This is a genomic window from Pseudomonas sp. LAMO17WK12:I1 (assembly GCF_900177315.1).
Taxonomy (GTDB): Bacteria; Pseudomonadota; Gammaproteobacteria; order Pseudomonadales; family Pseudomonadaceae; genus Aquipseudomonas; species Aquipseudomonas marginalis.
The window spans coordinates 96,152-115,932 of sequence record NZ_FWZV01000016.1 but is presented as its reverse complement, the minus strand read 5'-3'; the positions used below and the strand labels follow the sequence as shown (position 1 = coordinate 115,932).

Annotated in this window: 24 protein-coding genes; 12 read left to right on the top strand and 12 right to left on the bottom strand. The window is 62.9% G+C overall.

The features are described from left to right. Positions 1 to 133: 133 nt before the first annotated feature. Together B9N88_RS27000 and B9N88_RS26995 are read right to left on the bottom strand one after the other, a co-directional pair. On the bottom strand, positions 134 to 679 hold the full coding sequence (locus B9N88_RS27000; RefSeq protein WP_027607211.1) for a putative natural product biosynthesis protein: 546 nt from the start codon (positions 677 to 679) through the stop codon (positions 134 to 136). Between the two features lie 62 nt (positions 680 to 741). Next, positions 742 to 1,125 carry a DUF2946 domain-containing protein gene (locus tag B9N88_RS26995; RefSeq protein WP_027607212.1) on the bottom strand — a complete coding sequence of 128 codons (384 nt, stop codon included), beginning with the start codon at positions 1,123 to 1,125 and terminating at the stop codon, positions 742 to 744. Positions 1,126 to 1,306: 181 nt separating this feature from the next. On the opposite strand from B9N88_RS26995, the gene B9N88_RS26990 reads away from it, so the two are divergent. Together B9N88_RS26990 and B9N88_RS26985 are read left to right on the top strand one after the other, a co-directional pair. Next, the gene (locus B9N88_RS26990) at positions 1,307 to 1,912 is read left to right on the top strand and encodes an SCO family protein (RefSeq protein ID WP_027607213.1); all 606 of its coding nucleotides are present in this window, start codon (positions 1,307 to 1,309) and stop codon (positions 1,910 to 1,912) included. Next, a complete protein-coding gene (locus B9N88_RS26985; RefSeq protein ID WP_027607214.1) occupies positions 1,912 to 2,379 on the top strand; it encodes a copper chaperone PCu(A)C in 468 nt (155 codons plus the stop codon). The genes B9N88_RS26990 and B9N88_RS26985 overlap by 1 nt, the downstream gene beginning before the upstream one ends. A 67-nt stretch (positions 2,380 to 2,446) precedes the next feature. Here the strand turns inward: B9N88_RS26985 and B9N88_RS26980 are convergent, their stop codons facing one another. Further along, on the bottom strand, positions 2,447 to 2,776 hold the full coding sequence (locus tag B9N88_RS26980; RefSeq protein ID WP_027607215.1) for a DHCW motif cupin fold protein: 330 nt from the start codon (positions 2,774 to 2,776) through the stop codon (positions 2,447 to 2,449). A gap of 140 nt (positions 2,777 to 2,916) precedes the next feature. Here B9N88_RS26980 and B9N88_RS26975 point away from each other — a divergent pair, with 140 nt between their 5' ends. Then, a complete protein-coding gene (locus B9N88_RS26975; RefSeq protein WP_027607216.1) occupies positions 2,917 to 3,402 on the top strand; it encodes an HIT family protein in 486 nt (161 codons plus the stop codon). Here B9N88_RS26975 and B9N88_RS26970 read toward each other — a convergent pair. Then, positions 3,396 to 3,866: a GNAT family N-acetyltransferase gene (locus tag B9N88_RS26970; RefSeq protein ID WP_027607217.1), complete on the bottom strand. Its 471-nt coding sequence runs from the start codon at positions 3,864 to 3,866 to the stop codon at positions 3,396 to 3,398. The two genes, B9N88_RS26975 and B9N88_RS26970, sit on opposite strands and share 7 nt — an antisense overlap. Before the next feature lie 274 nt (positions 3,867 to 4,140). Between B9N88_RS26970 and B9N88_RS26965 the strand changes: the two genes are divergently transcribed. Both B9N88_RS26965 and B9N88_RS26960 read left to right on the top strand, forming a co-directional pair. Beyond that, positions 4,141 to 4,632, top strand: a complete 492-nt coding sequence (locus tag B9N88_RS26965; protein WP_027607218.1) for a GNAT family N-acetyltransferase — start codon at positions 4,141 to 4,143, stop codon at positions 4,630 to 4,632. An 18-nt stretch (positions 4,633 to 4,650) separates the two neighbouring features. Continuing rightward, positions 4,651 to 5,076 carry a GNAT family N-acetyltransferase gene (locus B9N88_RS26960; protein WP_027607219.1) on the top strand — a complete coding sequence of 142 codons (426 nt, stop codon included), beginning with the start codon at positions 4,651 to 4,653 and terminating at the stop codon, positions 5,074 to 5,076. A gap of 59 nt (positions 5,077 to 5,135) precedes the next feature. On the opposite strand, the gene B9N88_RS26955 is transcribed toward B9N88_RS26960, so the two are convergent. Further along, the gene (locus tag B9N88_RS26955) at positions 5,136 to 6,341 is read right to left on the bottom strand and encodes a TPM domain-containing protein (protein WP_027607220.1); all 1,206 of its coding nucleotides are present in this window, start codon (positions 6,339 to 6,341) and stop codon (positions 5,136 to 5,138) included. 128 nt (positions 6,342 to 6,469) lie between these two features. Here B9N88_RS26955 and B9N88_RS26950 point away from each other — a divergent pair, with 128 nt between their 5' ends. Further along, entirely contained in the window at positions 6,470 to 7,285 is an 816-nt protein-coding gene (locus B9N88_RS26950; RefSeq protein ID WP_027607221.1) for an alpha/beta fold hydrolase, read from the top strand. Continuing rightward, a complete protein-coding gene (locus B9N88_RS26945) occupies positions 7,275 to 8,417 on the top strand; it encodes a PAS domain-containing sensor histidine kinase (RefSeq protein WP_027607222.1) in 1,143 nt (380 codons plus the stop codon). The genes B9N88_RS26950 and B9N88_RS26945 overlap by 11 nt, the downstream gene beginning before the upstream one ends. On the opposite strand, the gene dapF is transcribed toward B9N88_RS26945, so the two are convergent. Continuing rightward, positions 8,405 to 9,208, bottom strand: coding sequence for a diaminopimelate epimerase (gene dapF, locus B9N88_RS26940; protein WP_027607223.1), 804 nt, complete (start codon positions 9,206 to 9,208; stop codon positions 8,405 to 8,407). The genes B9N88_RS26945 and dapF overlap by 13 nt on opposite strands. 74 nt (positions 9,209 to 9,282) lie before the next feature. Here dapF and B9N88_RS26935 point away from each other — a divergent pair, with 74 nt between their 5' ends. Continuing rightward, positions 9,283 to 9,786 carry a P-loop nucleotide/nucleoside kinase family protein gene (locus tag B9N88_RS26935; RefSeq protein ID WP_027607224.1) on the top strand — a complete coding sequence of 168 codons (504 nt, stop codon included), beginning with the start codon at positions 9,283 to 9,285 and terminating at the stop codon, positions 9,784 to 9,786. On the opposite strand, the gene B9N88_RS26930 is transcribed toward B9N88_RS26935, so the two are convergent. Beyond that, positions 9,783 to 11,384 carry a L,D-transpeptidase family protein gene (locus B9N88_RS26930; protein WP_027607225.1) on the bottom strand — a complete coding sequence of 534 codons (1,602 nt, stop codon included), beginning with the start codon at positions 11,382 to 11,384 and terminating at the stop codon, positions 9,783 to 9,785. The two genes, B9N88_RS26935 and B9N88_RS26930, sit on opposite strands and share 4 nt — an antisense overlap. 38 nt (positions 11,385 to 11,422) lie before the next feature. On the opposite strand from B9N88_RS26930, the gene B9N88_RS26925 reads away from it, so the two are divergent. Next, complete coding sequence (locus B9N88_RS26925) at positions 11,423 to 12,136, top strand: murein L,D-transpeptidase catalytic domain family protein (protein WP_027607226.1); 714 nt, start codon at positions 11,423 to 11,425, stop codon at positions 12,134 to 12,136. 30 nt (positions 12,137 to 12,166) lie between these two features. Next, positions 12,167 to 12,913, top strand: a complete 747-nt coding sequence (locus tag B9N88_RS26920) for a creatininase family protein (RefSeq protein ID WP_027607227.1) — start codon at positions 12,167 to 12,169, stop codon at positions 12,911 to 12,913. Positions 12,914 to 13,181: 268 nt separating this feature from the next. On the opposite strand, the gene B9N88_RS26915 is transcribed toward B9N88_RS26920, so the two are convergent. Together B9N88_RS26915 and B9N88_RS26910 are read right to left on the bottom strand one after the other, a co-directional pair. Further along, the gene (locus tag B9N88_RS26915) at positions 13,182 to 13,514 is read right to left on the bottom strand and encodes a YajG family lipoprotein (RefSeq protein WP_027607228.1); all 333 of its coding nucleotides are present in this window, start codon (positions 13,512 to 13,514) and stop codon (positions 13,182 to 13,184) included. A 34-nt stretch (positions 13,515 to 13,548) separates the two neighbouring features. Continuing rightward, positions 13,549 to 14,193 (bottom strand): hypothetical protein, encoded by a 645-nt coding sequence (locus tag B9N88_RS26910; RefSeq protein WP_027607229.1) that lies wholly within the window; start codon positions 14,191 to 14,193, stop codon positions 13,549 to 13,551. Positions 14,194 to 14,325: 132 nt separating this feature from the next. Between B9N88_RS26910 and B9N88_RS26905 the strand changes: the two genes are divergently transcribed. Further along, positions 14,326 to 14,598 (top strand): hypothetical protein, encoded by a 273-nt coding sequence (locus B9N88_RS26905; RefSeq protein ID WP_027607230.1) that lies wholly within the window; start codon positions 14,326 to 14,328, stop codon positions 14,596 to 14,598. Here the strand turns inward: B9N88_RS26905 and yfcF are convergent. Beyond that, positions 14,573 to 15,205, bottom strand: coding sequence for a glutathione transferase (yfcF, locus tag B9N88_RS26900; protein ID WP_027607231.1), 633 nt, complete (start codon positions 15,203 to 15,205; stop codon positions 14,573 to 14,575). The genes B9N88_RS26905 and yfcF overlap by 26 nt on opposite strands. Positions 15,206 to 15,301: 96 nt before the next feature. Next, on the bottom strand, positions 15,302 to 15,838 hold the full coding sequence (locus B9N88_RS26895; RefSeq protein ID WP_143491271.1) for a DUF924 family protein: 537 nt from the start codon (positions 15,836 to 15,838) through the stop codon (positions 15,302 to 15,304). A 120-nt stretch (positions 15,839 to 15,958) separates the two neighbouring features. Here B9N88_RS26895 and B9N88_RS26890 point away from each other — a divergent pair, with 120 nt between their 5' ends. After that, a complete protein-coding gene (locus B9N88_RS26890) occupies positions 15,959 to 17,113 on the top strand; it encodes an acetyltransferase domain-containing protein (RefSeq protein ID WP_027607233.1) in 1,155 nt (384 codons plus the stop codon). Between the two features lie 301 nt (positions 17,114 to 17,414). Here the strand turns inward: B9N88_RS26890 and metE are convergent, their stop codons facing one another. Next, the gene (metE, locus tag B9N88_RS26885) at positions 17,415 to 19,703 is read right to left on the bottom strand and encodes a 5-methyltetrahydropteroyltriglutamate--homocysteine S-methyltransferase (RefSeq protein ID WP_027607234.1); all 2,289 of its coding nucleotides are present in this window, start codon (positions 19,701 to 19,703) and stop codon (positions 17,415 to 17,417) included. Positions 19,704 to 19,781 lie beyond the last annotated feature (78 nt).

The window sequence follows — 19,781 nt, the reverse complement described above, 5'->3', positions numbered from 1 at the left end:
GCCCAACCCTGTTGTTTGTCGGTCGGGTGGTGCTGCATTCAACGGGTGCGCGCACGGTATAGCCTTGGGCCGTGGGGAAACAGCCGCCAAAACCGTCAATCACTGTTGCGCTTTACGTAACAATCCCGCTCGTTCAAGGCACCGGCAACCAGCCCTGGAAGACCCCTGGGGAGGCGAGCGGACACCAGGCAAAATCCCATTGCGTGGCGGGCAGTGCCTGTTGTTCGGCGGCGGCACTGCGCACGTCCTTCCAATCGAACACCGTCAAGCCCTGCCAGGCCAGGACCACCCCCTGGGCCTGGCTGTCATCCGTACTGATCCAACGCGCCGCCGCAGCGGCCATGAAGGTTTCGATGGGCTCTTCATCAATCTGCCCGCGATACGGCGACGCCAGCAGCCAACGGCACAGGTTCAGGTGCCAGGTCCAGTCCTGGGCCGGCTGGTTGCGATAGGCCCAGGTCATGAAGCTGCGAAACAGGTTCAGGCCCTCGGGCGGGTCGAGCTTTAGCAGCGTCGGGCAGATGTCGAACAGGGTGTGCCAATACGGCAACAGGCGTGCATCCAGGTGCACAAAGCAGCGGGCATTGCTCGGGTAGTCCGGGCGTGCCGGTTCCGCGCGCAGGCGACGGGACGCCTGGCTGACCAGACGGCTGGCGCCGGCAGGCAAGTGATGGTTCATAAAGCGCACTCACAGTCGTGACGATAGAACGCCCCCTGTTCACAGGAGGCCCAGGGCACACGTCAGAATGCGGGGGATGCGCGGGGGTTGGCCGAAGGCCAGGAATAACGCGGCGGCGCCTTGTTGCGCTGCTCATGGGCCGGGCGTGGGGCCTGCCCCAGGCCCAGCAACCAGGCCAGGCCGATCAGGAACACCAGCGCGACGGTCACGGCGTTGCACACCGGGCAGGCAAAGTAGTTCGAGATGTTACTGGAAGACGGGGCGCCCAGCCCTTTGTCGGAAAGTGGCGCCTGTTGGCCGCCCACTCCACAGAACGCGCCACCGATGCCATTGAGCTGCTGGCCGGTCATCTGGCCATGGCCCAAACCGCACACGAACAGGTTCATCAGCACGCAGAAGTACAGGGTCCAGACGATCAGGGAACGGTCGGGGCGGCTCGATTTCATGGCGGCGACTCTACCACCAGCGGTGCAAAAGGATGAAATCCAGCGTGCCCCTGTGGCAGAACGTCGCAGATTACGCAGGCTGGCCAGGGTTGGTAGACTTGGCGCCCTCCTCGTTTACTCCTATTCAAAGCCCGCCGAGTTGATTTCGCGCAATGCGGGCGTTTCACAGGATGCACCGTTGATGAGTACGTTATTCACCCGCCGCAAGGTCCTGACCGGCATGGGCCTGTTGGGCCTGGGCCTGCTGGCCGGTTGTGACAACAGCCCCAAGTTGAACTTCAAGTACGGCAAGGACTTGAGCGACAAGATCATGGGCCGCACCTTCAAGCTCAAGAACACCGAGGGCGACACCGTCACCCTCAGTTCCTACCGTGGCCTGATGCCGGTGGTGTTCTTCGGTTTCACCCAGTGCCCGGCCGTGTGCCCGACCACGCTGGCCCGCGCCGCCCAGGCCAAGAAGCTGATGGGCCGTGACGGCGAGATCATGCAGGTGATCTTTATCACCCTGGACCCGGAACGCGACACGCCGCAGATCCTCGACAAGTACGTCAAGGCCTTCGACCCCAGCTTCGAAGCGCTGTACGGCACCCCGGAAGAAATCGCCGTGGCCGCCAAGGAGTTCGGGATCTTCTATGAAAAGATCCCCGCCGGCGACACCTACACCCTGTCCCACACGGCCACCAGTTTTGTCTTCGACACCCGTGGCAACCTGCGCCTGGGGTTGCAGGCATCCCTTACCGCTAAAGAGTGCGCAGAAGACCTGCTCACCGTCATGGAGGTCTGCTAATGACTGCCGTTCAACACCTCAAGCGCTTCACCCTCAGCCTCGCCCTGCTGGGTTTCGCCGCCCACGCCAGCGCCCAGGTGCAAGTCACCGACGCCTGGGTGCGCGCCTCGGTGCCGGGCCAACCGTCCAGCGGCGCGTTCATGACCGTGACCGCCGACAGCGACAGCAAGCTGCTCAGCGTGGCCTCGCCGGTGGCCAAGGACGTACAGATCCATGAAATGAGCATGAAGGACGACGTGATGCGCATGGGCCCGGTGGACGCGGTGGCCCTGCCGGCGGGCAAGGCGGTCAAGCTCGACCCGGACGGCTACCACGTGATGCTGATGGGCCTGACCGGCCAGATCAAGGAAGGCGACCAGGTGCCGCTGACCCTGACGGTGCAGGACGCCAAGGGCGAAAAGCAGACCGTTGAGGTCCAGGCCACGGCGCGTGGGCTGGATGGCATGGACCATAGCAAGATGCATTGATGCAGCGGATTGGGGGGGCCTGTTCCTGTGGTGAGGGAGCTTGTTCCCTCACCACAAAGGTCCCCCTTCAATCCACGATAAATAGCTTCGCCCCGACACTCGTCGAGGAACGATGCGCCTCCATGTCATTGCCCACCTGGTAACTCATCCCGGCCGTCAGCGTGAACCGGCGGCCGTCTTCCAGCTCGGTGTGCAACTCGCCTTCCAGGCACAGCAGCACATGCCCGCGCCGGCACCAGTGATCGGCCAGGTAGCCGGGGCTGTAATCCACCCTGCGCACGCGGGTGGTGCCGAAGTGGCAGGTGCGCCATGAGGCACTGCCGCTGACGCCGGGGTGAAGCTCGGGTTCGAGGGTGGACCAGTCGGTGATGCCAAACGGGACAGCGGTGAATTCCATGGTTTGCTCGGTCGTCAGTTAACGTGGCCTGAGGCTATCCACCTGACAACGTGCGCGATAGACACAGATCCCATGGTTTTGTGGGATACAGGCGAGCGTGCTTGTTATCCTGCCCACCCTGCTCCCAAGGACGCGCGCTGATGCAGATCGACCCCGCCTATATCCTGTTTGAGACCGAGCACTGGCTGCTCAACCATCACCTGGCTTCGAAGCTGCCGGGTTACCTGATGCTGGGTGCCAAGGCGCCTGTTGATTCCCTCGCCGACATGTCGGATGCAGCGCTGGCCGAACTGGGTGGACTGCTGGCGAAAACCCAGCGGGTCATGGAGGCGCAACTCAAGCCCAAGTGGTTGTATATCAGCCGCTATGGGCATCTGCCGGGGTTCCCGCTGCACTTTCATTTCATCCCGGTGTATGACTGGGTGGAAGATGCGTTCTGGCGGGATGATCGTTATCGGCGGTTGCAGGATTTGGGTTCCCAGGACCTGGCAAAAACCCTAACCGATGGCGCGGAACTGACGCTGTTTGTGTGGCGGGAGTTTGGTGAAAGCCCGATGCCCCCGGTGATCCACGGGCCTTCAGTCGCGCAGGTTATCGGCAACTTGCGCGTGCATTTGCGTCACTGATGCAGGTGTTTTTTCATCGGAATACACGCCAACTGCAACCCCGACGGCGAGTGATAAATCGCCTGTTCATCCCCCACGTAGCCGCACGCGCGATAAAAACTCGCGGCATTCAACGTCGCGTCCAGCACCACCTCTTCAATCGCCAGTTCCCGCGCGACCTGCTCAAGGTGATCCAGCATCGCCTTGCCATACCCGCGTCCGGTGAATGCGGGCAACACGAACAGCGCGCCGACTTCGTTGTTGGCCAGGTCGAGCATGCCGGTGGCCACCGGTTCACCGTTCAACCAGCCCAGGTAGAACGGTTTGTCCATCAGCGCGCTGTAGCCGTCCTCGGCCTTGCCACGGGTCCAGAGCGCCATTTGTTCGGCGGTGTAGGCGCCGATGCATTGGCTGCGGATGGCTGCGCGGCGGATGTCAAAAGCGGCGTTGGCGTCGGTGGGGGTGGCGCGTTTTATTTCCAGCATGGGGTCCTTCCTTCATGGATTTCCGTTGCCCGCCCGGGTGAATGAATAACGGAGGTGAGGGAGCTTGCTCCCGCTTTGGCGGGCTCCACACTGCCTCTTGAATGCCGTGCCCCTGACCAACATACATCGAAAACAGCACCCACCACCAAGCCTGGCGCAGACAAAACTGTGGGAGGGGGCTTGCCCCCTCCCACAATTTCGATCGGTGTTCTGCGCAGAGTCCCAGCGAGGCCGTTATGATGTGGACTTTCGCTCAACGCCCCAGGAAACGCCTATGCCCGCCCTCACCTTACGCAACGCCCTCCCCGCCGACGCCGCCCGTTGCTACGAGATTGAAATCACCGCCTACGAGGGCGACGAAGCCGCGACCCTGGAAAAGATCGCCACGCGTATTGCGCTATACCCGCAAGGCTTTTTGATCCTGGAAGCCGATAGCGAGGTGGTGGGTTTTATCAACGGCGGCTGCGCCCACGAAGTGATGATGTCGGACGAGGCCTTCAAGGAACTGGTGGGGCATTCGGCCGAGGCGCCGAATGTAGTGATCATGTCGGTGGTGGTCGACCCGGCGCATCAGGGCAAGGGGTATTCCAAGGTGCTGATGAGCGAGTTCGTGCAGCGCATGCGCGCGATGGGCAAGCGCACGATTCACCTGATGTGCAAGGAACGGCATGTGCCGTTGTACACCCGCATGGGCTACTCCTATGTCCAGCCGTCGCCCTCGGATCATGGCGGCATGGCCTGGCATGAAATGCTGATGACGCTTTAACCCACGGAGGGTTTTGCAATGACCGCAGCGCTTATTGAAGTCAGCGACCAGGCCAATCCCGACGCCGAGCGTATTCTCGGCAGCGGCCTGGCTGCGTTCAACGAAGGTATCGCCGGCTACAACGACCGCCTGCCACTGACGGTATTGCTCAAGGATCCCGAGACCCGGCAGACCGTCGGCGGCATCACCGGCAAAACCACCTTGGGCATGGCCTTCCTTGACCTGTTCCACCTGCCCGAGGCCCTGCGCGGCACGGGCCTGGGCAGCCGGTTGCTGCACGCCTTTGAGCACGAAGCCCGGCGTCGCGGCTGCGCGAACGCGGTGCTGTATACCCTCAGTTTTCAGGCCCCGGGCTTTTATGAAAAGCATGGGTGGGTGCGGTTCGGGGAGGTCCCTTGTGAACCGGCAGGCAGCAGTCGCGTGTTTCTGTCCAAGCGGCTGTAACGTCCAGGGCTTTGCCAGGCAGCCGTTTGCAGCCTGGCGTCAGGCCGAACAACCGCCGGTTACCAACTCCCCGACGCCCCGCCACCGCCACTGGAACCACCGCCCCCCGAGGAACTGCTGCTGGAGCTGGAGCCGCTGGAACCCGAACCGGAGCCACCGCCCGAGCCGGACCCCGAGCCGGAACTGGCAATGCTCTGCACAAACACGATAAACGCCACGAAGGAGGCCACTGGAATCGCCACGATCCAGCCCTGATACCCGTGCCCCAGCAGTGTCCCCGCAGCGACGTAGATGGCCATGACTGCCAGCGCACGCAGGAGGAAAAAGCGCGGGCGCTTTTTCCAGGATGCCCTGATGACGAAGAACAACCCGAGGTACAAGCCCAGCACCAACGCCGCGCCAAACGGCCACACCAGCCAATGGATATAACTGACTTCCACGAACCGGTTGGCGATCACCACCCCGGCGATGTAGGCCAACAGCCCTATCACGCAGTAGAACGCCGTGCGCGCCAGCCACAAGGCGCCGAAGGTGGCGCCGCCGATCAGGAGGGTCAGCGGCAGTACCAGCAGGTACATCGGCCATTCCCGGCCACCGGCGAATACCACCAGCGCCACGGTAACGACTGCCGTGGCGATCAACGCCCCCCGCCAGCCCAGCTTGCGCGCCGCAACCAGCACGCCACCGACGGCACCGCACACGAACGCCAGCAATACCGCAAGCGCCTCAAGACTGCCGCCGTGCCCGGCCACCTGCGGCAAGTCACCGCCATCCACCAGGACAACCAGGTCGTTCACGCCCTGCTCGACACCGCCGGTATAGTCGCCCTGGCGAAAGGCCGGGGTGATGTGTTCTTCAATAATCCGGTGGGCCAGCAGGTCGGTCACCGTGCCCTCCAGGCCGTAGCCCACCTCGATGCGCACCTTGCGATCGTCCTTGGCCACCACCAGCAGGATGCCGTCGTTGACATCCTTGCGCCCCAGTTTCCAGGCGCGGAACAGTTGGTTGGCGTAGTCCTCGATGCTCGCGCCACGGGTGGTGGGCACCAGCAACACCGCCACCTGCGCGCCTTTGCGCTGCTCAAGGGCGGCGAGCTGGTCTTGCAGACGGGTGGTGGTGGCGGCGTCGAGGGTGTTGGTGAGGTCGATCACCCGCTGGTCGAGGGCTACGCCGATGGGCGACGTCTCGGCCTGGGCGGTGATAAACAGGCCGGCGGACATCAATACCAGCAGACTCAAGACGGATTGCCGCAACCACCGCATCATGTTTGTTACCTGAAGTTTCTTCCTGAAGGCGCCGACTTTACCCTATCGGCGCTATAACGCGTGACCCAAAGCCATCGACTATCTAAACTGCAGCACACCTAGCAATACGCCATAACTTCGAGATCCCCATGGGCCTACTCCAGCGCAACAACGTCAACGTGATGGGTGACGGGCCCTCGACCCTGGTGTTTTCCCATGGTTTCGGCTGCAACCAGGCCATGTGGAACTGCCTTGCGCCGCAGTTCAAAGAGCGTTTTCGCGTGGTGATGTATGACCTGACGGGCGCAGGCCTGTCCGACCTCAACGCCTTTGACAAGGCCAAGTACAGCGCGCTGGACGGCTATGCCCGCGACTTGAACGAGATCATCGAGGCCTTTGCCGAGGGCCCGGTCATCCTGGTGGGACACTCGGTCAGTGCCATGATCGGCACCCTCGCCGACCGCCTGGCCCCCGGCCGTGTCGCCGCCCATGTGATGATCGGCCCGTCGCCACGCTATATCGATGACGATGGCTACGTGGGCGGTTTCAAGCGCGCCGACATCGACGACCTGCTCGACACCCTCGACAGCAACTACCTCGGCTGGTCCAGCGCCATGGCCCCGGTGATCATGGGAGCCCCCGGCCAACCGGCGCTGAGCGACGAGTTGACCGAGAGTTTCTGCCGCACCGAGCCGGAGATCGCCAGGCAGTTCGCGCGCGTGACCTTTATGTCGGACAACCGCCAGGACGTGATCGGCCTGCCCACCCCGGTGCTGATCCTGCAATCGAGTGACGACCTGATCGCCCCGGTGGCCGTGGGTGAATACCTGCACAGCGTGCTGCCCAACAGCACCTATTGCCTGGTGGACAACGTCGGCCATTGCCCGCACATGAGCGCGCCGCAGGCCTGCGCGGCGGCCATGGATGCCTTCCTCGCGCCGTGGATGGCAGCACGTGCCGGCTGATGTGTTCGACAGCGCCGCCTGCGCCCTGGCCGTCACCACGGAAGATGGCACGATCCTGCAGGCCAACGCACGCTTCAGCGACTGGCTGGGGTTCAGCATCGCCGAGCTGCAGGGCCGGCGTTTCCAGGACCTGCTGAGCATGGGCGGGAGGATCTTCCACCAGACTCACCTGGCGCCCATGCTGCGCATGCACGGCAGCGTCACCGAGGTGAAGCTGGACCTGTTGCACCGCGACGGCCACAAGCTGACCGTGCTGCTCAACGGCAACAAACGCGAACAGGCCGGCTCGGTGGTGTACGACCTGGCGCTGTTCGGCACCACCGACCGCGACAAGTACGAGCGCGAGCTGCTCAACGCGCGCCACCTGGCCGAAGCGCTGTTGCAGGAAAAAACCGCCACCGAAGTCGCGCTGCAACAAGCCCAGGCCGAACTGAACGAGGCCTATGCCATCGCCCAGCGGCGCGCCCTGTTTGCCGAGCAGATGGTCGCGATTGTCAGCCATGACCTGAAAAACCCGCTCACGGCGATCCGCATGGCCTCGGACTTTCTCAGCCGTGGCGAACGCACGCCCAAGGAGCGCCAACTGCTGGGGCACATCGGCCAGTCCTCCGAGCGCGCGCAACGGATGATCGCCGACCTGCTGGACTTTACCCAGGCACGGGTCGGCCAGGGCATCACCATCAAGGCGGCGCCGCTGGACCTGCACGAGGTGATCCATCGCGCGGTGGACGAACTGCGCGTGGCGTTCCCCAAGGCAACGCTGAAGCATCACGCACAGGGCCGTGGCGACGCCTGCCTGGATGCCGATCGCGTGCAGCAAATCATCGGCAACCTGGTGGCCAACAGCGTGGCCTATGGCGATCCGCAACAACCGATCACCATCACCTCGCGCCTGGGTGCCGGCGCTTGCGAAGTGGCGGTGCACAACCACGGCACGGCGATTCCGGCAGGTTTGCTGGCCGGGCTGTTCGAGCCCATGACCCGTGGCACCGACCAGGGCAGCGACGTGCGCAGCGTGGGCCTGGGCCTGTATATCGTGCGGGAGTTGGCCAAGGTCCATGGCGGCGATGTGGCGGTGAGTTCCTGTGCCACGGCCGGCACCACCTTCACGGTGACGTTTCAGAACAGGTAGGCGCTGCCCTGCATGATCGGCTCCACACTGCCCGTCAACACCACACCGCCCTGCCCGTCCCAGTGCACCGTGACCGTACCGCCGTCGCACTGCACCTGCACCGTGGCGTCCAGCAAGCCACGACGGATGCCATTGACCACCGCGCCGCAGCAGCACGAACCGGAACCCAGCGGCACGCCGCCGCCACGCTCCCAGATGCGCAGGCGGATATGCCCACGGTCGAGCACCTGCACGAAATGCACATTGGTCCTGGCCGGGAACAGCGGGTGAATTTCCAGCGCCGGGCCGACGGCGGCCGGATCGATGGCGTTGATGTCGGCCACAAAAAACGTGCAATGGGGGTTGCCCATGCTACACGCCGCCGGGTCGCCCGCCAGCGGTAACCTACCCGTATCCATGGCCTCGGCCAGCGGCACGGCCGACCAGTCCAGGGACGGCGCGCCCATGTTGACCGACACTTGACGATCCGCTACCCGCACGCAGGTCAACAGGCCCCGGTCGGTGCGCAGCACAACCGAATCGCTGCGGGTTTCATGCATCAAACGGTCGGCCACCCCACGCGTGGCGCTGCCACAGGTTTGCAGCGGCGTGCCGTTGGGGTTCCAGAACTTGATGCGCGCAGCGGCGTCTTCGCAGTCGAGCACCACGGCCAGTTGATTGAAGCCAATGCCGGTGTGGCGATTGCCCAGGCGACGGGCGACCTCGGGGGTGATAGGGTCGTCCAGGCCACGGCGGTCGATGATGATGAAGTCGTCGCCGTGGGCGTGCATTTTTGTGAACGGCAAGGTCATGGGCTGTCCTGGGGTCGACCGGTGGGGGAACGGGAGGATACCCTGAACCGACCCAAGCTTATCGAGAGTCAAGCATGCTTATCGTCTTCAGCGGCCTGCCCGGCACCGGCAAAACCACGATTGCCCGCGAGTTGGCGCGCCAGACCGGTGCGGTTTACCTGCGCATCGATGTCATCGAACAGGCGATTCGCGACGCTGGCGTATTGGCGGGTGATGTCGGTGCCAGCGGTTACGACGTGGCGAATGCGCTGGCGCTGAGTAACTTGCAGTTGGGCCATAGGGTCGTCGCCGATTGCGTGAACCCGGTCGAGGAAAGCCGGGCAGCGTGGACAGCGACGGCCGCGACGGCAGACGTGGCGCTGGTCAATATTCAGGTGGTGTGTACAGACGCACAGGAACACCGGCGCCGGGTGGAAACCCGTACGGGCGACATTCCTGGGTTGACGCCGCCGACTTGGCAGTCGGTATCGACGCACGAATACGAGCGCTGGGGCCAACCCGTGTTGACCCTGGACACGGCCTCCGTGACAGCTACCGAGGCCGTCGCGTCAATCGTTGCCCACACGGCAATGCCCTAGAGCACACTCCCCATCGCCTTCATCAACACCAGGTCGCGCCCATAAATATCCGGCGCATACACCAGGTCACCCTGACCGTCGACCTGCACTGTCCAGTAGCCCAGCAGCACCGGCACCGGGGTGGCCAGCCGGAATTCATGGGTCACGCCGGTGGCCAGCAGTTCATCGGTGCGCGCGCGTTCGGCCGGGCTGACCAGCAGGTCGCGCAGCAACAGCGGTTGTTCAACCCTCACGCAACCGGAGCTGAACGCCCGTGGGCCTTTGGTGAACAGCGGTTGGCTGGGGGTGTCGTGCAGGTACACCGAGTACGGGTTGGGGAAGCGCATCACGATCTTGCCCAGTGGATTGCGCGGGCCGGCTTCCTGGCGCAGCAGGATATTGCCGGGGCGCGCCCAGTCGATATTTTCCGGCGCCAGCGGGTGGCCTTCGGCGTCGAGCACTTGCAGGTTCTGCTGGCGCAGGTATTCGGGGTTGAGGCGGATGGCCGGGAGTTTGTCCTCGCGCATGATGGTGGGCGGGATGGTCCAGGTGGGGTTGAGGGTCAGCCGGGTGATGCGTGACTTGAGCAGCGGCGTCTGGCGTTCGGCGCGGCCCACCTGCAGGCGGGTCTGCCACACCGGGATGCCGCTCTGGTACACGCTCAGTTGCGCGGCGGCGACGTTGACCAGCACGCCTTCGGGCTCCAGGTCCTGGGCCAGCCAGCGGAAACGCTCGAGGTTGATGCGCAGCTGTTCGCGGCGCATGGCCGGGCTGATATTGAGTTCGGCCACGGTGCCGGCGCCGATCACGCCGTCCGATTGCAGGGAGTGGCTGAGCTGGAAGGCCTTCACCGCCGTGACCAGTTCCGGACCGTATTGTTTGCCGGCGCCCTTGGGTTCTGCAGACAGGTAGCCACCGCTGTGGAGCCGACGGGCCAGTTCCGGGACGCGCGGGTCGTCCATGCCGGGACGCAATAACGGGCCGCTGCCGACCGGATCCCAATGGGGCAAGGGTTGCAGGCGGACGCTGGCATAGGCGTTGCGCAGGCTGCGGTACAGATCGGCGCTGGGGCGCGCCTGGTCAAAGGCTTGCGCCATGTTTTGCAGGCCGAGGGCAGCGAGGGCCAGCACTTCGGTGTCGGGGTCGCGGGTGGGCGGCTGCGAATGCCACAGCGGTTCGAAGCGCGATTGCTGCAGGCGCCCGTAATGCAGATCCTGCAGGGCTTGCAGGTAGTGCTGGCTGATGTCGATGTCGCTGCACAGCACATTGGCCGTGGCATCCGCCGCAGGCAGACTATAGTGGGTGGGGTCCAGCCCGTCATCGGCGAGCAGCTGCAATTGGGCGTGCAGTGCCTCGCGGCGATCATTGGCGGACCACAGCGGCCCATTCCCCTGCTGCTGGTAGAACGCTTGCAGGCGCAGTTGCGTGGCAGCGTCTATCTGCGCCGCAAGGCCGGGGCAGACACCCGGCAGTTGCGCCAGCGCCTGTTGCAGCGGGGCCAGTTCGACCGGCGCCGGCGTCGTGACCGGCAACGGCTCGACCGGCAGCACGTCGGCTGTGGCGACCAATGGTGCAACGAGCAGGCAAATGCTCAAGTAACATGCGTGTTTTTTGAACAATAGCTTTGCTCCAATCCACAGTGGGGGATGTACTGTAGATGCTGACTTTTATATGCCGCCTTGGTTTGGTCACCATGGGCCTGGCTTTACTGAGCAATTCTGCGCTCGCCGCCAATGGCAACCCTCCTTCCTTGTATAACAGCCTGGCGCGCTCGGCTCCAGAACTCAATCCCACCGTACTGAAAAGCGCCCTGAACGCCGTGCAGTGCGCCGTCAATAATGGCGAGGAACGCTCCGAGCGCCTGGCCGTGATTGACTATTCCCAACCTTCAACCGCCCGTCGGCTGTGGATCTTCGACCTGCGCAAGAAAACCCTGGTGCTGCGCGACCTGGTGGCCCACGGCGCAAAGTCCGGGGAAAACTTCGCCACCCAATTCTCCAACCTGGAAGGCAGCCATCAATCCAGCCTGGGCCTGTTCCGCACCCAGGAAAGCTACCTGGGCACCCATGGCTACTCGCTGCGCATGGACGGCCTGGAGCCGGGGTTCAATGACCAGGCCCGCGACCGCGCCATCGTGATTCACGCCGCCGACTACGTCAGCCCCTTGTGGAGCAAGCGCGAAGGCCGCATCGGCCGCAGCCAGGGTTGCCCGGCCGTGCGCCCGCAGGTGGCACGCCAGGTGGTGGACAAGCTCAAGGATGGGCAGTTCATGTTTTCGTGGTACCCCGACCAACGCTGGCTGAAGTCCTCGACGTACCTCAATTGCAGACCCCAGCAGGTGGCGAGTAGTCGTACAATCCGTGGCGGTTAGCCTGTCCCCACAGATAAAAGAGAGCTTCGCATGCTTCTACATCAATCGACCTGGATCGAGATCGGGCAGTTCCTGGAACGCAGCCGCACGGTGGTGATTCCCATCGGCTCCAACGAACAACACGGCCCCACCGGCCTGCTGGGCACCGACTGGATGTGCCCGGAAATCATCGCCCATGAGGCGCAAAAGAACGCCGACATCCTCATCGGCCCCACCTTCAATATCGGCATGGCCCAGCACCACCTGGGTTTCCCCGGCACCATTTCCCTGCGCCCTTCCACCTTTATCGCTGCGATTGGCGACTGGGTGCGCTCGCTGGCCGGGCATGGCTTCGACAAGATCCTGTTCCTGAACGGCCACGGCGGCAATATCGCCACGATTGAAGCGGCGTTTTCCGAGCTGTACGCCGAGGCAAGCTTCGGCCGTCGCCCTGCCGGGTTTGCGTTGAAGCTGGTGAACTGGTGGGACCTGGAAGGCGTCACTGACCTGGCGCACCGCCAATTCCCGGTAGGCCATGGCAGCCATGCGACGCCTTCGGAAATTGCGGTGACGCAGTGGGCGTATCCGGACGCGATCAAGTCGGCCGACTACTCCCCGCAGATCGCCAACACCGGGCCGATCCGTGAAGCCCTGGACTTCCGCGCCCGCTTCCCCGACGGGCGCATGGGCTCGGACCCGGCGCTGGCGACGGTGGAGAAAGGTGGGGAGCTGGTGGCACTGGCGGCTCAAGGGCTGGTGAAAACGGTTAACAGCTTCAGCAACGAAGCCAGACCTTAGGCCTTATGCAGATTCAAATGTGGGAGGGGGCTTGCCCCAATGCCAGTCAGTTAAGGAGGAACACTGTAACTGTGGTGAGCGGGCTTGCCCCGCGTTGGGCTGCGCAGCAGCCCCCAATAAGAGCACTGCAGTGTGCCAGACAGCTCCGGGGCCATGTTTTGGGGCTGCTTCGCAGCCCAACGCGGGCAAGCCCGCTCGCCACAGGTGACGGGTTGCCCGTTCTGTCCCTTAACTGACCGGCATTGGGGCTTGCTCCCTCCCACATGGGTTATCTGCAGTCCTGCGCCACCTGTTCAAGCCGCGACGGCGTAATGGTCGACGCCAGCGGCTTGCGCTCGTACAAAAACACCTTGCCGCCGTCCCCCGCCTTGTAGACCTCCAGCACGTCATCGGCGGCAATCTTGCTGGTCAACACCAGCTTGGCGTGGCGCGAGTTCTGGGTCACCGTCGACGTGATGCCGTGCTTTTCCAGCTTGGGAAGCAGGCATTGCACATAGTCATCCGGGCTCTTGCCGGTTTGCAGGGTCAAGGTCGGATTATTGGGAGCGGAAACACAACCGGCCAGCAACAGGGCCGCGACCGGTACGAAAAAAGAGCGCATGAAAAAATCCTGAGTCTAAAAATAAAGGTTCACATCAACCCGCGCGAACCAGTGCCTTGAGCGAGGCATCGAACTGCTTCAACGCATCGAGCTGCACATCCCGCTGCTGTTCGATCCGCGCGGCAATCTCCGGTGCGGCCTTGTCGTGCACCCACACCGAGGGCACCTGCCTGTGCACCGAGCCTTCGGCCTTGGCGATGTATTGCAGGTTCGCGTCATAAAACCGTGCGATAAAACGCGCTTCGACCTGATCGTTGCGCTGGGTCAGCAATTGGTTATGGGTATCGAGCATCACCACCACATCGGGGCGAGCCTGCACCAGGGCATCCAGGTTGTCGTAGACCGTCACCGACAAAAAGGTTCCCTGCAGCGAGCTGATCAACCAATCAATGGCCAGTTCCGGGTCGGAGCTGTTGACGAACGCCTCGCGGATACCTGCGTCAAGGGCATCCCTGGCGCCATTCAAGGCCATGTCGTGGTAGCGTTCAAGGTAGCTGAGGTTGTCGCGGGTGTTATCGCTTAACAACACCCCCACCGATTGCGCATGCTGCAGGGAGTCTACGCTACCGACGATAGGTAGCAAATGGCCTGCACGCAATTCATCAGCGATCGCTGCGTTATTGACGATCACAGTGCCCAGCATCAGCATCATTAAACCCAGCTGAATCAACGTCCTCATCGCGCATTTCCTTGAACAGCGTCTCGATGCAGGCGATTTTGCGCTTTTCCTGAAAAAACAGAACTTGCGTTGCATGATGGTGACTATTATCTGAACCGATAGTGCTCACATAAAACCTATAAGGACCACGCCATGAAGCCCCACCAGAAAACCTTCGACCGTATCCGCGAAGCCGTCTTGCCGGAGTTTCGCGAGCGGGTCGCCGATTACCTGGTCGAGTATGAACAGGTACTGCTGGATGAGGCGTCGGAGGCCGACCAGGTGCACGCCAGTGCCCAGCAGTTGCGCGGCTACCTGCGTGGCTTGAACACCACGCGGGTGCTGGGCATGGCCGATTGGGAAGACCTGGACCGGCGCGTCATGCAAATGACGGCCAGCGCTACAGCGCAGGACGTTGCAGGTTGACCCACGCCTGCACGGACGGCCGGCGCCACTGGCGCTGCGCATAAGCCACCAACTCGGCAGGTACGCTGTCGCCGTTTAGAATCAGACGATTGAGCATCACCGCCAGGTCCACGTCAGCAATGCACCACTCACCGAACAAGTACGAAGGGTTGCCAGCCAGCAGCACCTGCGCCGCACTGATCAAGCGCCGGGCTGCCCCTTGGGCGTCGGCTGACAACGGCGGCATTTTCTGCCCATAAAACACCACCAGGGTCGAACGCTCCTGGCGAATCGGCAGCAAATCACTGCGCAACCACGCCTGCACCTGTCGTGCCCTCGCCCGCTGTTTGGGATCGGCCGGATACACGCTGGTCTCGGGGTAGGCCTGGTCCAGGTATTCGGTAATCGCGGAGGATTCCGACAAGGCAAAATCGCCTTCCAACAGGGTCGGCACGCGCTGGGTCACGGATAGCTGGGCAAAGTCGGCCGTCTGGTTCTGCGCGGTGTCCAGGTCCAGGGTGACCAGGTCGAAGGCCAGGCCTTTTTCCCGCAGGGTGACGAACACCGACATCGCGTACGGGCTGGTGTAGAGCGAATCAACGTAGAGGCGCAACGGGGGCTGGTTCATAACGGGGCTCCTTGGGTGAAGCCCTACGCTACGAGATGCGCGCCGAGAAAGACAATGCGCGGTTTTTATAGGGGCATTCCCGGGCGGAATAGCGGGTTAACCGGCAAACCCGCCCTTGTCCAGAAAGGCGCGCTCTTCATCCGTGGTGACCCTGACCAGCACCGCATTGCGATGGGGAAAGCGCCCGAAGCGCTCGATGATCTGCGCGTGCTCCTTGGCCCAGCGGTAAGTGTTGGCATCCAGTTGCTGGTTGAGGGCCAGGGAGCGTTGCTGGTCTTTTGGGTCTTCCGAGTGTTCGAACGGCAAATAACAGAACGCGCGCAATGCCGGCTCCACCTGCTGGTCGAGCCCGGCGTCCACCATGCGCTGGGCATACAGGCGCGCGAGCGGGTCGGTGGCGAACATGTGCGCGGTGCCGCGAAAGGCATTGCGTGGGTATTGGTCGAGCAGGATCAGCAAGGCCAAGGCGCCTTCGGCCGAATCCAGCCAGCTTTCCAGCTCACGCCGGGCGGCTTGCAGGTGGGTGGCGTGGAAGGTATCGCGGAAGGTGGCGTCGAACCCATCGTCCTTGGCGAACCAGCGCTTGGGGCCGGCGTGCTGCCAGAAGTCGATGACGGTTTGAGGGGTGCTCATGCTCAGGGTCTCCGGGTGTGAGTTCACTGAAGGTATCAGAAGCGAGATCAATGGAGGGCAACGCGTCGATTAATGTTATAGGATAACGCCAATTTTCCGCCCTGCCCTGTGATCCCGCCCATGACCGATGCCGTTCCCCTGCGCCAACGCCTGCTCTCCATCGACGCCCTGCGCGGCCTGGTGATCCTGTTCATGCTGCTCGACCACGTACGCGAGACCTTCCTGCTGCATCGCCAGGTCAGCGACCCGATGAGCATCGACAGTACCGAGCCCGCGTTGTTTATCAGCCGCACCCTCGCCCACCTGTGCGCGCCGGTGTTTGTGTTGCTCACGGGGTTATCCGCGTTTTTATACGGCCAGAAATACCAGGGCCGCCGCGATGTGTCGGCGTTCCTGTTCAAGCGCGGGTTGTTCCTGGTGGTGCTGGAGTTCACCCTGGTCAACTTCGCCTGGACCTTCCAGTTGCCGCCCAGCGTGATCTATCTGCAGGTGATCTGGGCGATTGGCATCAGCATGCTCGCCCTCGCCGCCCTGGTGTGGTTGCCGCGCCCGCTGTTGATCGTGCTGGCGCTGGTGATCATCGGCGGGCACAACCTGCTGGATGGGCTGCATTTCGATCCAGGCTCGGCGCTGCATATTCCGTGGACGATCCTGCATGAACGCAGTTGGATTGACGTGTCTGACACCCTGCGCCTGCGCACGACTTACCCGGTGCTGCCGTGGATCGGCGTGATTGCCCTCGGTTACGGCCTGGGCCCGTGGTTTGCCAATGCCACGCTGCCTGCCGTGCGCCAGCGGTTTTTGCTGCTCGGCGGTGTGAGTGCATTGGCGGGTTTTGTGCTGTTGCGTGCGCTCAATGGCTATGGCGAAAAGCCCTGGCAGGCGTATGACAGCGGCGTACAGACGCTGATGAGTTTTTTCAACGTCACCAAGTACCCGCCTTCGCTGTTGTTCCTGGCATTGACGCTGGGAATTGGGTTGTTGCTGTTGCTGGCGTTTGAACGCGCGGGGCATCGACGCTGGATCGGCGTGTTGGCGGTGTTTGGGTCCGTACCGATGTTCTTTTACCTGCTGCACCTGTATGTGCTGAAAGTGCTGTATGTCGCCTGTGTGGCGCTGCTTGGCCTGAACCAGGGCAACTACTTTGGCTTCGAGAGTATCGGTGCGGTGTGGCTGATGGCGCTGGTATTACCCCTGGCGCTCTACCCGCCGGTGCGCTGGTTCGCCGGGCTCAAGGCCCGCCGCCGCGACCTGGCCTGGCTCAAATACCTCTGACCTGACACGGATCCAAATGTGGGAGCTCGCCCATACTCATCGTGGCATAGGTATCTACACAATTTTCAGAGACTGGCGAGTTCCCCTGTGGCGAGCGGGCTTGTCCCGCGTTGGGCCGCGTAGCGGCCCCAAAACAGCCGCTATGGAGTTTCTGATACACCGCATTCTGCTTTACTGGGGCTGCTGCGCAGCCCAACGCGGGACAAGCCCGCTCACCACAGGGAGATTTGTCAGAGGCTGAACAGTTGTGTAGATACCCATGGCTATCGGGGGCAAGCCCCCTCCCACATTTTTTACGATATCAAGCCAACTCAGCCCGTAGCTGGCGAGCTGCGGTGACCATATGAATCAACGCCGCCTCCGTCTCCGGCCACCCCCGCGTCTTCAACCCGCAATCCGGGTTCACCCACAGGCGCTGGGCAGGAATCCGCTTTGCAGCCTTGCGCAGAAGGTTGGCCATTTCCGAGGCATCCGGTACCCGTGGAGAGTGGATATCGTAGACGCCTGGGCCAATGTCATTGGGGTACGCGAAAGCTTCGAACGCGTCCAGCAGTTCCATGTCAGAGCGTGAGGTCTCGATGGTGATCACGTCGGCATCCATGGCCGCGATGGACTCGATCACATCGTTGAACTCGCTGTAGCACATGTGCGTATGGATCTGGGTTTCATCCCGCACGCCCGAGGCGCACAGGCGGAACACTTCGGTGGCCCAGTCCAGGTAGTGCTGCCAGTGCGCCTGGCGCAACGGCAAGCCTTCGCGGAACGCGGCTTCGTCAATCTGCACGATCTGGATGCCGGCGGCTTCCAGGTCGACCACTTCGTCGCGAATCGCCAGGGCCAGTTGGCGGGCCTGCACTTCGCGGCTCACGTCTTCGCGCGGGAACGACCACATCAGCATGGTCACAGGGCCGGTCAGCATGCCCTTCATCACCTTGCCGGTCAGGCCCTGGGCATAGCGGATCCACTCCACCGTCATCGCCTTCGGGCGGCTCAGGTCGCCGAAGATCACCGCCGGTTTCACGCAACGCGAACCGTAGCTCTGCACCCAGCCGAAGCGGGTAAATACATAGCCATCCAGTTGCTCGGCGAAGTACTCGACCATGTCGTTACGCTCGGCTTCACCGTGCACCAGCACGTCCAGGCCGAGGTTTTCCTGCACCTCGACGGCGTGACGAATCTCGCTGTGCATGGCTTCGACGTATTCGGCTTCGCTCAACTTTCCAGCCTTGTACGACTGGCGCGCCAGGCGGATCGACGCGGTCTGCGGGAACGAACCGATGGTGGTGGTCGGGAACAGCGGCAGGTTAAGGCCCGCACGTTGTTTCTCGATGCGCTGGGTAAACGGCGACTGGCGCTGGCTGTCCTGGCGGGTAATCGCTGCCACACGCGCCTGTACCGCAGGCTTGTGGATACGCGGCGAGGCAGCGCGGGCAGCCTGCACGGCGCGGCTTTCGGCCAGGGCAGCGAGGACGTTGGGCGCTTCAGGCTGGTTGACGGCTTGCGCCAGCACCGCCACTTCGGCGCACTTCTGCACAGCGAACGCCAGCCAGCTTTTCAGCTCCGCATCCAACTGGTCTTCACGGCCCAGGTCCACCGGGCTGTGCAGCAGCGAGCAGGATGGCGCCACCCACAGGCGATCACCGAGTTTTTCATGGGCGTGCTGCAAGGTGGCCAGGGCGTTTTCCAGGTCGCAACGCCAGACGTTACGGCCGTTGACCACGCCCAGGGACAGCACTTTATAAGCCGGCAGGCGGTCGAGGATGGTCGGATACTGCTCCGGCGCGCGCACCAGGTCGATGTGCAGGCCATCCACCGGCAGGTTCGCGGCAAGGCCGAGGTTCTCTTCCAGGCCGCCGAAGTAGGTCGCCACCAGCTTTTTCAGCGGGTCACGCTGGATCAGGTTGTAGGCACGCTCGAACGCGTTCTTCCATTCCTGCGGCAGGTCGAGGACCAGGATCGGCTCGTCGATCTGCACCCATTCCACGCCGAGGTCGGCCAGGCGCTGGAAGATCTGGCCGTACAACGGCAGCAGGCGCTCAAGCAGGTCGAGCTTGTCGAAGTCACCACCCTTGGCCTTGCCCAGCCACAGGTAGGTCAGCGGGCCGATCACCACCGGCTTGACGGTGTGACCCAGGTCGAGGGCTTCCTTAACTTCTTCGAACAACTGCTCCCACCCCAGGTGGAATTGCTGGTCGGCACTGAATTCAGGCACCAGGTAGTGGTAGTTGGTATCGAACCACTTGGTCATTTCCTGGGCATGGGCACCGCCGCAGCAGCTGTCGCTGACGCCACGGGCCATGCCGAACAGGGTGTCGAGGGTGGCCTTGCCATCGGCCGGGCGAAAACGCTCGGGGATCACACCGAACATCAGCGAGTGGGTCAGCACCTGGTCGTACCAGGCGAAATCACCGGCGGGCAGCAGCTCGATACCGGCCTGCTTTTGCAGGTCCCAATGGGCCTTGCGCAGTTCGCGGCCGACGGCACGCAAGCCAGCTTCGTCCAACTCGCCCCTCCAGAACGCTTCCTGCGCTTTTTTCAGTTCACGATCGCGTCCAATGCGCGGAAATCCGAGGGAATGAGCGACTGCCATGACTTACAACTCCACTGTAGGTATTCAATGGCAGCCATTGTCGGCACACGAGCATAGTGAGACAAACTCATTTTATTC

Coding starts and splice junctions, on each gene's coding strand:
- B9N88_RS26935 (WP_027607224.1), top strand. CDS start 9,283: ATGCTTATCGTCTTCAGCGGCCTGCCCGGCACCGGCAAAACCACGATT.
- B9N88_RS26955 (WP_027607220.1), bottom strand. CDS start 6,341: ATGATGCGGTGGTTGCGGCAATCCGTCTTGAGTCTGCTGGTATTGATG.
- B9N88_RS26960 (WP_027607219.1), top strand. CDS start 4,651: ATGACCGCAGCGCTTATTGAAGTCAGCGACCAGGCCAATCCCGACGCC.
- B9N88_RS26990 (WP_027607213.1), top strand. CDS start 1,307: ATGAGTACGTTATTCACCCGCCGCAAGGTCCTGACCGGCATGGGCCTG.
- B9N88_RS26925 (WP_027607226.1), top strand. CDS start 11,423: ATGCTGACTTTTATATGCCGCCTTGGTTTGGTCACCATGGGCCTGGCT.
- B9N88_RS26985 (WP_027607214.1), top strand. CDS start 1,912: ATGACTGCCGTTCAACACCTCAAGCGCTTCACCCTCAGCCTCGCCCTG.
- yfcF (WP_027607231.1), bottom strand. CDS start 15,205: ATGAACCAGCCCCCGTTGCGCCTCTACGTTGATTCGCTCTACACCAGC.
- B9N88_RS26895 (WP_143491271.1), bottom strand. CDS start 15,838: ATGAGCACCCCTCAAACCGTCATCGACTTCTGGCAGCACGCCGGCCCC.
- B9N88_RS26970 (WP_027607217.1), bottom strand. CDS start 3,866: ATGCTGGAAATAAAACGCGCCACCCCCACCGACGCCAACGCCGCTTTT.
- B9N88_RS26915 (WP_027607228.1), bottom strand. CDS start 13,514: ATGCGCTCTTTTTTCGTACCGGTCGCGGCCCTGTTGCTGGCCGGTTGT.
- B9N88_RS26890 (WP_027607233.1), top strand. CDS start 15,959: ATGACCGATGCCGTTCCCCTGCGCCAACGCCTGCTCTCCATCGACGCC.
- B9N88_RS27000 (WP_027607211.1), bottom strand. CDS start 679: ATGAACCATCACTTGCCTGCCGGCGCCAGCCGTCTGGTCAGCCAGGCG.
- metE (WP_027607234.1), bottom strand. CDS start 19,703: ATGGCAGTCGCTCATTCCCTCGGATTTCCGCGCATTGGACGCGATCGT.
- B9N88_RS26950 (WP_027607221.1), top strand. CDS start 6,470: ATGGGCCTACTCCAGCGCAACAACGTCAACGTGATGGGTGACGGGCCC.
- B9N88_RS26975 (WP_027607216.1), top strand. CDS start 2,917: ATGCAGATCGACCCCGCCTATATCCTGTTTGAGACCGAGCACTGGCTG.
- B9N88_RS26995 (WP_027607212.1), bottom strand. CDS start 1,125: ATGAAATCGAGCCGCCCCGACCGTTCCCTGATCGTCTGGACCCTGTAC.
- dapF (WP_027607223.1), bottom strand. CDS start 9,208: ATGACCTTGCCGTTCACAAAAATGCACGCCCACGGCGACGACTTCATC.
- B9N88_RS26920 (WP_027607227.1), top strand. CDS start 12,167: ATGCTTCTACATCAATCGACCTGGATCGAGATCGGGCAGTTCCTGGAA.
- B9N88_RS26980 (WP_027607215.1), bottom strand. CDS start 2,776: ATGGAATTCACCGCTGTCCCGTTTGGCATCACCGACTGGTCCACCCTC.
- B9N88_RS26965 (WP_027607218.1), top strand. CDS start 4,141: ATGCCCGCCCTCACCTTACGCAACGCCCTCCCCGCCGACGCCGCCCGT.
- B9N88_RS26905 (WP_027607230.1), top strand. CDS start 14,326: ATGAAGCCCCACCAGAAAACCTTCGACCGTATCCGCGAAGCCGTCTTG.
- B9N88_RS26910 (WP_027607229.1), bottom strand. CDS start 14,193: ATGAGGACGTTGATTCAGCTGGGTTTAATGATGCTGATGCTGGGCACT.